We start from the raw sequence: 11,238 nt of genomic DNA on the forward strand, positions 1-11,238 counted from the left end.
AGCACACCACCGCATCTTTGAATGTGATGGATGCCCATGTTCGGACCATACAGAATATGGTTTATTCCTGTTCTTTTCTTATGCTGAATTCACATCCACAATACTGCTGGTTGTAAAACTGGTATTGCTTTAACAGTTCGTTGCGACGCTCCTGCAGTCCTCCTTTGCGCCAGTTTTGCGCCCAGAAGTGGATGCCTGGCACAGCCTCTTCTGCCATTTTTCCTGCTGCTGCTATTTGGTCAAGACTCTTCCAACGTGATGTGGCAAGGGTGGTGGCAATCGTGGTAAAACCACGTCGTTGTGCCTCCATGGCAGTGGCAATGAGTCGCATACGGAAACATTGCAGACAGCGGCCTCCCCGTTCAGGTTCGCCCTCCAGCCCTTTGATAGCCGCAAGCCATGTTTCATGATTGTAGTCGCCATCTATCCACTCGATGCCGAGTGAAGTGGCGTGGCGCTTGCTTTCTTCTTTGCGGATTTCATATTCTTCATGTGGCCAGATGTTTGGATTGAAGTAGAAGATAGTTGGGCGCACATCGTGTGCCAGCATCCATTCTACAATGGCTGAAGAACATGGAGCACAACAGGCATGTAGCATGATGCGGTTGATGCCTTCTGGAATTTCGATATCGTTTTTCTTTTTTTTCATTGTGTAGTATAGGATGTCTGTGTCAGCAACAATTCTATGGCCCGTCAATTAACTTTCCAAACTTTCAAGCCGATAGTGTTCTGCTCGAAAAATGGTGTGCAAACAAAGGTTGCGTCATTGAGCCAAGCATAACAACTCTCGGTGGGTGCCTCAAACACAGGTGTTGTGTTGAAGTAGAAGCCCGTTTTCCCGTTGGGAAGGATAGGGTTGGCCAGAACTCCCTCGTTACGCACATGAATCATCACTCCATCTGCTGTACGGATGTTGTAGATGGCTTCAAGATGAGTACGGTTGCGTATGGTATCTACCAGTTGATAGTCTGCACCGCCTGCCAAGACATCTCCTTTGAAACTGCTGCCGTTGGGATGTGTTCCTTCGAAGTGTCCGCCTATAATCGGTATGACGATGCGTTTGCCCATAGCAGTATTTCCCAATGTTTGTGCTGGCGAACATGCTACATGTAATGTCAGTACGTGAGTGAGTTGTGGCGTAGTTGGTTCCTGAGCCATGGCCGTTAGTGGCGTGGCAAGCATCAGTAGCCAAGCCATTGTTGTCATCAAGTATAGAATAGTCTTTTTCATTGTCACCATTTAATTGTTGGTTGGTCTGCAAAGTTACTATCTTTTTTCTTTATACCCAAATCTAATGGCAGATTTGCACCAAAACATGAGGTGCCGATATTCCGTTATGTTAAAATGATGTGGCGCCATAATTGCTACCTTTGCACCGGCAATCAAAAATCATTTCTATAGACGAATGAAGAGATGCACGACCACAATACCGACTTTCATAAACACTAATCATAATTATCAATTTAGGTTTGGGGCAATGTCCATCGTGATGGTGGGTGTTGCCTTTTGATATTTTTATGGCTCTTGCAAACGACAATGCTATTCCTGTTTATGGACGATACTATTGGTGCTGTTTTCCTTCGGGATGCCTTCGGGATCCGTTCGGGATGTGTTTTATGTCGGTAGGATAGTATCATTCCCGATAGCTGAAGTATAGAAGAAAAAGCGATAAACATCCTTTGTGGATTGAAGAGAAAAGTGTATCTTTGCTGCATCTTTCTGAAAGATGCGATAGAATATGAAGTGGAATAGACGTAGAAAGATACTCGTAGTATTCTTGGTAATCGTTGTTGCCGTACAAGGTATAGGTGGGTTGGGTGACTATTATGCCCAAGCGGTCTATCCATGTGTTGCTACCGTTTTGACATTCTTGTCAGGATATGTGCCCTTTGCCATAGGCGACTTGTTTATAGCCTTGAGTATCATCGGTATTGTGGCATTTCCGTTCTATGCTGTTCGTCGGAAGAATAAAATTGTGGGCTATGCCATTGCTGGGGTGGGTGAGTATCTGTTGTGGGTCTATGTGTGGTTCTATCTGGCATGGGGATTAAACTATGCCCAGTCTGATTTTTATCATCGAAGTCATACACCCCGTTATGAAGCCAACGATGATCAACTGCGATATTTTGCATGGCGTTATGCCGATAGCTTGAATGCCAATTATAGTAAAACAGCCATTTATGATACTCTGCGAGTGCCGTCTTTGGTGGTGGCAGGTTATAAGCGTTTAGCCCAGCAGAATATGGGTGTCCATGCCCCTTTCCATGTTCATACGCAAGCCAAGACCATGCTTTTCACTCCATTGAGTTCCAAGGTAGGAGTGACCGGCAGTATGGGTCCTTTCTTCTGCGAGTTTACGCTCAATGGCGATTTGCGTGCCCACGAGTATCCATCCACGTTTGCCCACGAGTATGCTCATCTACTTGGCATCACCAACGAGGGTGAAGCCAATTTCTATGCCTATCAGGTTTGTACATCATCTGCCGACCGCACGATGCGCTTTTGTGGCTATTATGCCATCTTCTTTCATGTGTTGCGTAGTGTAGATGCTGTACTTGGTGATGAGGCAGCCGAAGATTTCCTGCAATATGTACGACCGGAAATCAGGCAGATGGCATCTGCCGACCGCAACTATTGGCGTTCGAAATACAGTACCTGGTTGGGCAACTTGCAAAATGCGGTCTATGAGTTTTATCTGAGAACCAATCGGGTTGATGGCGGACGGAAGAGTTATTCGCAAGTGGTGGCGCTGATACTCTCATGGGAGCAACGCCAAGGACAGATGCAACGCCGTTGAATAGACTATAAAACAATGTGTTATAGACGGATAGGTGATGGCTGATACAAAAAAAACTGGGCGTGTCTCGCGACAATCCCAGTTTCTGTTTTCTAACTAACTTATTATCAACTATTCATTACTCTTTCTTTGTTATGCACAAAATTATTTCTTGTTTGCTGATGCAAAGGTATGTACATTTTATGATAAAAAACAGAAAATGGATGAAAAAACACACGTAAACGTTTGCGCCATTGCGAGTTTTTTTGTATTTTTGCACCAATGAACAATAGAAAGCAACACAGAACATCGTTGAAGGACCTGGCTAAAGAGCTCAATGTGAGTATTGCTACAGTCAGTCGTGCCCTGCGCAGTTCTTCGGAAATAGGCCATGAAATGCAGGAAAAGGTGAAGGCTTTAGCCAAACTACGCAACTATCGCCCCAACCCTTTTGCACAGAGTTTGCGTAAAGAAGCTCCGAAGATTATTGGCGTGGTGCTGCCCAATTTGGTGACCCACTATTATGCTGCGGTACTCGATGGCATAGAAGATGAGGCCAAACGATCGGGCTATAGCGTCATTAGTGCCAATAGCCATGAATCATTTGATATTGAAACACAAGCCATCGACAACTTTATCAATCTCCATGTGGAGGGCATTATAGCTTGTTTGTCACAATCCACTACTGATTACAGCCACTTTGAGGAGATTGCAGAGATGGGCATTCCTTTGGTATTCTTTGGTCGTACTTGTCTGAAAGAGCGCTTCTCGTGTGTCACAGCCAATGGTGACCAAGCCGCCCAGATGGCTACTCAGCATTTGATAGATACCGGTAGTCGTCGCATAGCCTTTATCGGCGGTCCTAACCACCTCGATATGGTTCAGCGTCGTAAACATGGTTATCTTGAAGCACTTCGTGAAAATCAGATTCCCATCGAGCGTGAACTTGTGAAATGCGGATCGATAGATTATGATGCCGTACTTTCCAATACTGTTACCCTACTTAAAGAGCAGAAACCTGATGCCATAGTGGCTTTCAACGATATCATCACCTTTGCCGCATTCAATGCCATTCGTGAGGCAGGATTGCGCATACCCGACGATGTGGCACTCATCGGCTTTACCGATGACGTGCATGCTGCATTCGTCACGCCGCAAATGTCAGCCATCGTCGATCAGGCTCACCAAATGGGTGCAACAGCCTGTCAATTGCTGCTCAAGAATATTGCAGGAGATACAGGCGTATATCACAAAATTGTGCCACAAAAGTTGGTCATCCGTGGTACCTCGGCTAAAAAACCGCAGTAAGTAGTAGGTCGAGGACCAAAAAAGGCTGACTATGTTTGGTCTTTTCAATAAAAAAGAGTACATTTGCACCATATTATATATAACTCGTAAAACCTAAAATAAATGCCTCTGGCATTGATGCTAATGACTGTAAATATGAGAAGGATGATCATGTTACTGACGCTGATGGTCAGCTTTGTGCTGACAGTCGGTGCTGCTATTGATGACATTAAGTTTAGCCGACTTGATACCCGTGACGGACTGAGCAACTCACAGATTCTTTGTGTGAAGCGCGACTCCAAGGGATTTGTATGGATAGGAACTCCCTATGGCCTTAATCGATACGACGGATATCGTATCAAGACATTCTACTCATACGCCAAAGATACCACTACGCTACGCAACAATTATGTGGATGAGATCTATGAGGCATACGATGGAAAACTATGGTTGAAGCAGGGTATGAACTATACCATCTTCGACCCAGTAACCGAGTCATGTGACAGACATCCTGAGCGTTGGTTGCAGCAACACGGCGTGGCGGGTGGTGTCGAGCGCCTTTATATAGACAAGCATCATCATTTTTGGGTAAAAACCTATGATACTGGTTTCTGGCATTATAATCCTTATACCAAAGAAGCCAAGCAGTTTAATTTCGGTTATGGCCGCCAAGAGTTCAATTCCGACTTTGGTGTATCGAGTTTTGCAGAGATAGGCAAGAGCTTGTTGGTATCTTCACACAATGGTGAGGTGTTCTGTTTCAACAGAGAGAAAAACTGGATTAGTTGGAAAGATTCTTATATTCGTGAGAAAGGATTCTTCAACAATCAGGAATGTAAGTTGCGTACCGATGCCGATGGTAATCTCTGGATGATAACCGTGGTAGGCTGTTTTGTGAAGTCGAAAGGACGTTGGATTCTTTCTTATAAAGAACTGGCGAAACGCTGGGGCGTGGAATTGCCTGACGGACTGAGCATTTGGGATATTTGTTCGGATAGCAAAAAGCGCGTTTGGATAGCTACCGACCATACAGGACTCTTTCTTGTTGACCGCCAAGCGCATGAGGTGCGCCAGTTCTTGACTCAGAAAAACGACGGTACGTCTATCAGCGAAAACACCCTCCGCATTCTTTATCGCGACCAGCAGGGTCGTATTTGGATTGGTACCTATATGAATGGCGTCAATATGTTTAAGGAGGGACTCTCCAATTTCCGCCATCTTGATCTGGGAAATATCACCACCATCACTTCCGATAAATCCTTCTTCTGGCTGGGAACCAATGATGCGGGTATCATTCGCATGGATCGTAAAACTGGCGAACAGGTTGTTTTCGACCGCAACAACAGTGGCATTGCCACCAATACCATGGTCAGTTCGTTGGTTTCACGTGACGGTACCGTATGGTTTGGAACCTATGAAGGTGGACTGATACGTTTCCGTGGTGGTGCTATCACTAATTTCCGCTCATCGGGTAAACCGGGTGAATTGGCCAATAACAATATCTGGTCGATATGTGAAGACCGTCAGGGCAATATCTGGATTGGCACATTGGGTAACGGTATTCAGCGCTTAACCCGTGCAGGACGCTTTGACACACCTATCACCAGCCATAACTCTATCTTGGTATCAGACTATATCTCGACTGTCAATTTGACGAAGAAAAACTGGTTGATGGTATCCCATTCCAATTTCTATTCGATTGTGAATCCCGTTTCTGGCAAGATTATCAATCGCAATATTATTGACAATAAAGAGGGCATCGGTATTACCGAATCCTCAATATGTACTATGGAGGACAGTCGGGGACTTGCCTGGCAGGGCTCTTCATCGGGTGCAACCATCTGGGACACGAAGACCAATGCTGTCTATCTGATTGATATGCGTTCCGGACTCATTGGTTCTACCGTCAATGCCATGGTGGAAGACAACAACCACACGGTATGGTTGGTGACTGATCATGGCGTATCAAACGTCATCCCGCAGCAAAAAGACGGACGATGGAACTTTATCATCCGCACTTTCAATAGCAACGATGGTCTCCAGAACGGTCCGTTCAACCAGCGTGCCATCTGTAAGACTGCCGATGGACTTATCTTGGTGGGTGGTCAGGAAGGTCTTGATGTCATCAATCCGAAGCTGATGCGCGAAGAGAAGTATAAGGAATATCCCGTATTCAGCGGCCTGAAACTCTTTGAACAGGACGTAAAGGTTGGTGAAAAGATTGACGGTCGCATCATATTACGTAAGGCACTGAACATCTGTCGTGCCGTTCGCTTGAAATACAACGACCAGTTTACCATTCAGTTGGGAAGTTCCAATGGCGAAATCCATCACCGCTCGCGCTTCCTCTATCGCCTCGATGGTGTGAACAACGACTGGATTAGAACCGAAGAAGCCAACCCCAACATTACTTATATGAGTCTGCCTTCAGGATCTTATACCCTGCGCGTACGCATGCTCAACGACGATGGTACCATTGGTAGTGAAGAGGCAACACTCACCATTATTATACAGCCTCCGTTCTGGCGTTCATGGTGGATGATCATGATGCTGTTGCTGGTTGCCGCCTTTGGCATTTGGTGGTGGCGCAAGAATTATATGCGTCGTCAGGCTAAACGCCAAGCCGCCTTCGCATTGCGCCTTGAGATGGAGAAGCGCCAATGGATGGCAGAGATGAAAGCATCGATGGCAGCAGAACAGCCAGCAACAGGAGATGCTGTTGTTGAAGAACCTGTGCGCCACCTTATGATGCATACGGAATATGCCGACCTTGTAGCAGTGATTAAGAAGCAATGTGCTGAATATGTGAAAGGCAACAAGGGTGTAAAGATTAGCAATGTCATGCTTATCGACGAACTCTTTATGGAGTTTGACGTCGTTCTGATCAAGCGCATGCTCAACATCTTGTTTACCAATTCACAGAAATTTGCCGCCAAGAACTGCCACATTAGTGTTGGGCTCATTCGAAAGGACAATGGTAACGTACAGATTCAAGTGGCTGACAATGGTATCGGAGTGGCTGATGAGTATAAACCACATATGTTTGACCATACAGCAGGTGTTGACGAACTCGAACTCGCTCTTGTCAAAGACATCATAGTGGCACATGGTGGCACCATCGAAGTGAAGGACAACCCTGGTGGCGGAACCATCATGGTGATCGACTTGCCAGCAAAAGGCATGGTGGAAGAAGCTGAAATTATGGACGACGACCATGCTGACGATGAAATAAAATAATTGAAAAAAGTAGTATATAATAACCCTAAATGATCAAATGAATATTATTAAAACCCTCATGGTCGGTGCGTTCTCAATGACCGCATTGACAATGGCTGCAGCAGAAGTGCAGCAGAATGGCAACAAGGTAATGGTCAAACCCGATGGTGGTCAGGCCAAAGTTATCTGTCTTGAGGTGATGAACGACAACATCATCCGTGTGCGCGCCACATCCGAGAGTGCATTACCTGTCAAGAAACCCAGTCTGATGATTGTACCGCAGATAGCTCCTGCCAAAAAAAACTATACGATAAGTGAGGACGAGCAGTCTGTAATAGTCAAAGCGAAGAATGTGACTGCCGTAGTCAATAAGGCAACGGGTGCGATCGTATTTTTTGATGCCACAGGAAAACAACTGCTTAAAGAGGCTAAGGATGGCAAGAAATTCCAGAACTTCACAGTCCCTGAGCGCGAATACGGTGTGCGCAACATCGGTGGAGTGACCGAAGAGATGAAGCACGGACTGACTTGGCAGATGCTTTTCGACAGTCCTTCCGATGAAGCCTTCTATGGATTGGGACAGCATCAGTCTGAGGAATTTAATATGAAAGGCAAAAACGAAGACCTGTTCCAATATAACACCAAGGTCTCTATTCCTTTCGTACTCTCCAACAAGAACTATGGTATCCTGTGGGACAGCTACAGTTATTGCCGCTTTGGCAATCCCAACGACTATTTGCAGCTGAACCGCGCCTTCAAACTCTACGACCGTCGCGGTAAAGAAGGTCATCTGACTGGTACCTACGTCGATAAGAATGGTAAGAAACTGGTGCGCGATGAGGATAGCATCTATTATGAGTATGCTTGTCCTCCAACTTCAGAAATTGCCAACAAGACCGATAATGGTGGTCTGAAGAACCTCCCCAAGGGCTTCAATCTCCAAGGTGCCACTGTGACATACGAAGGATTTATCGAGCCTGAATGTTGTGGTCGTTGTGCCAAGGCTGGCAAGAATGAGAAGCAACTCTATCAGTTTATCCTCTACTATGCCGGTTATATCAAGGTGTATATCGATGGCAAGGAGGTGGTGCCTGAGCGTTGGCGTACCGCATGGAACCCCAACAGCTATAAGTTTAGCACCGAACTGACCAAGGGTAAGAAGGCACAGTTGCGCATTGAGTGGCAACCCGATGGTGGCGATTCCTATTGCGGACTGCGTGTCTCACAACCTCGCAATAAGACAGAGCGTGAGCAACTCAGCATCTGGAGCGAGATGGCGCGCGATATGGATTACTACTTCATTGCAGGTCAGAATTTCGATGATGTCATCAGCGGCTATCGCACTTTGACAGGAAAAGCATCGCTCTATCCGAAATGGGTGCTCGGCTTCTGGCAGAGCCGCGAACGCTATCAGAGCAGTCAGGACATCGAGGATAACCTCGCAGAGTTCCGTCGTCGCCACATTCCTATCGACAATATCGTGCAGGACTGGAACTACTGGAATCTGCCCGATTGGGGTGCTCACGACTTTGAAGCAAGCCGTTATCCCAACCCACAGGCTATGCTCGACTCTGTTCACGCTATGCACGGACGCTTCATGATTAGTGTATGGCCTAAGTTCTACGACACCACCGAACACTATAAGGAACTCGACGAGAAGGGATGGATGTATCGTCAGGCTGTCAAGGACGATATCCACGACTGGCTTGGCTTCCGTGGTTCGATGTATGATGCCTATGATGAAGGAGCTCGCAAACTGTTCTGGAAACAGATGGACGACCATCTCTATAGCAAGTTTAATAAGAATGGTGTGCCTGGCATCGATGCTTGGTGGATGGATGCCTCAGAGCCTAATGTGCGCGACTGCACTCCGATGTGGTATCGCAAAGCACTTTGCGGACCTACTGCCCTCGGCACTTCTACCGAATATTTCAATGCCTATTCTACCGTCAATGCCGATGCTATCTACAACGGACAGCGTTCGGTATGGAAGGGTAAAGCCAACGAACCTCGTGTGTTCCTGCTCACCCGTAGCGGTTTCGCTGGTGAACAGCGCTATTCTACAGCCACTTGGAGTGGTGATATCGGCACCCGTTGGGAGGATATGCGCGCTCAGATGACAGCCGGACTCAACTATTCTATGTCGGGTGTGCCTTTCTGGGGAATGGACCAAGGTGGCTTCTGTGTAGAAAACCGCTATGTTGCGGCTCAGAAACTCTTCAACGAAACAGGTGAAGAGAACGAAGATTTGAAGGAATGGCGTGAACTCCAGGCTCGCTGGAATCAGTTTGGAGCCTTCATCCCCTTGTTCCGTTCGCATGGTCAGTGGCCTACTCGCGAAATCTGGAACATCGCTCCCGACAATCATCCTGCCTATAAGTCGTTTGTTTATTACGACCAGTTGCGCTATCGCTTGATGCCTTATATGTACAGCATGGCTGCATGGGCTCACTTCAAAGACTATACGCTGATGCGTGCACTCGTTATGGATTTCAATGGCGATAAGGAAGTGGAGAATATCGGCAACCAGTGGATGTTTGGTCCTGCGCTCATGGCTTGTCCTGTTGGCTACTACAAGGCTCGCAACCGTAGCGTATATTTCCCCAAACAGTGTGGTTGGTATGATTTCTATACTGGCGAACACTATGATGGTGGTCAGCATTTGGTAGTTGATGCACCCTACGAGAAGATTCCTGTTTTCGTACGTGAAGGTGCCATCATTCCATTTGGTCCTGCCATGGAGTGGTGCGACGAGAAACCTGCCGAACTCATCAATCTCTATGTCTATGAGGGTCAGGACGGATCGTTCCAACTCTACGAAGACGAGGGAACCAACTACAACTACGAGAAGGGTAAGTATGCCACCATCGAGATTGCCTATAACGATGCCGACAAAACTGTCAGCTTCGGCAAGCGCAATGGTGCTTTCAAGGGTATGCTGAAAAACCGTCGTTTCAATGTAGTACTCGTGAAGAAAGACCAGCCCCGCGACCTCAACCTCGACAATCCTGAGGGTAAAATGGTGCAGTACAGCGGTAAGGCTGTTAGCGTGAAACTCTGATTTTAAAGATATTGCAATAGGAGGGGTGTGCCATACGGCACACCCTTCTTGTCTTATATAATACCCAATGACTACCCATTGACCACCTGCATAACCATCGTACTGACATCGCCCTTCTTCTATATACAAGTTGCCTAAATGTTCCATTTACCATGTACAAGATATTGCCCGTTATTTTGCCAAGGCATTTCCAATGTTTTGCAAAAGTATTACCCCATGTTTTGCAAAAGTATTACCCCATGTTTTGCAAAAGTATTACCCCATGTTTTGCAAAAGTATTACCCCATGTTTTGCAAAAGTATTACCCCATGTTTTGCAAAAGTATTGTCTAACGTTTGAAAAAGATCTTTTCAACGATTGATAAAGATGTTATCCAACGTTTGATAAAGATGTTATCCAATATTTGATAAAAGTATTATCCAATATTTGATAAAAGTATTATCCAATATTTGATAAGGGTATTATCCAACGTTGGATAAAAAGATTATCAAGGTTTGGAAAAACGTTGATAAACGATAGCTTTTTATAAGGGAAATAGGATCACGCTTTACTTTTGTCCTTTCATGGCGTTAGTTAATTGTTTATGTTTTGTATCCTCAGGGCGTTGCAGGGGTGGTCGAATGGTGGTCGAAAATCTAAAAAACAGAAGGTTCGACCACCCGTTATGGTGTTGTGCTGTAGTCACTTATCTGATTCTGGTGGTCGAGTGGTCGATTTTTACGACGTCGCGTGTGCGTGCGCATATACGCGTACATAATATAAAGGAAGTTCGCCGATGCTCATTGATCTGTTTTTGTTAGATTTCTCCTTTGGTGCGCTACATCCTTGATTCGTCTCAATATCATTCAACAGCCCCGTATGGTTAAGCGCAGATTCAAATTAAAATGATGCTTAATAC

General features: G+C 45.9%; 6 protein-coding genes. 4 read left to right on the forward strand and 2 right to left on the reverse strand.

The genetic code is table 11. The annotated features are described in order from the left end of the window. Positions 1–61: 61 nt before the first annotated feature. Both CIK96_RS08160 and CIK96_RS08165 read right to left on the reverse strand, forming a co-directional pair. Positions 62–649, reverse strand: coding sequence for an epoxyqueuosine reductase QueH (locus tag CIK96_RS08160; protein WP_094440292.1), 588 nt, complete (start codon positions 647–649; stop codon positions 62–64). A gap of 44 nt (positions 650–693) precedes the next feature. Further along, the gene (locus CIK96_RS08165) at positions 694–1,230 is read right to left on the reverse strand and encodes a DUF3237 domain-containing protein (protein WP_094389775.1); all 537 of its coding nucleotides are present in this window, start codon (positions 1,228–1,230) and stop codon (positions 694–696) included. A gap of 508 nt (positions 1,231–1,738) precedes the next feature. Between CIK96_RS08165 and CIK96_RS08170 the strand changes: the two genes are divergently transcribed. From CIK96_RS08170 to CIK96_RS08185, 4 genes are all read left to right on the forward strand, one after another. Continuing rightward, positions 1,739–2,797 carry a DUF3810 domain-containing protein gene (locus CIK96_RS08170; RefSeq protein WP_094440293.1) on the forward strand — a complete coding sequence of 353 codons (1,059 nt, stop codon included), beginning with the start codon at positions 1,739–1,741 and terminating at the stop codon, positions 2,795–2,797. Positions 2,798–3,058: 261 nt separating this feature from the next. Next, positions 3,059–4,084: a LacI family DNA-binding transcriptional regulator gene (locus CIK96_RS08175; RefSeq protein WP_094389777.1), complete on the forward strand. Its 1,026-nt coding sequence runs from the start codon at positions 3,059–3,061 to the stop codon at positions 4,082–4,084. A 135-nt stretch (positions 4,085–4,219) separates the two neighbouring features. Then, positions 4,220–7,300, forward strand: coding sequence for a two-component regulator propeller domain-containing protein (locus CIK96_RS08180; protein ID WP_158214849.1), 3,081 nt, complete (start codon positions 4,220–4,222; stop codon positions 7,298–7,300). 37 nt (positions 7,301–7,337) lie between these two features. Next, positions 7,338–10,340: a TIM-barrel domain-containing protein gene (locus tag CIK96_RS08185; RefSeq protein WP_094389779.1), complete on the forward strand. Its 3,003-nt coding sequence runs from the start codon at positions 7,338–7,340 to the stop codon at positions 10,338–10,340. The last annotated feature ends 898 nt before the right edge of the window (positions 10,341–11,238 follow it).

It is taken from the genome of Prevotella sp. P4-98 (assembly GCF_002251405.1).
Taxonomy (GTDB): domain Bacteria; phylum Bacteroidota; class Bacteroidia; order Bacteroidales; family Bacteroidaceae; genus Prevotella.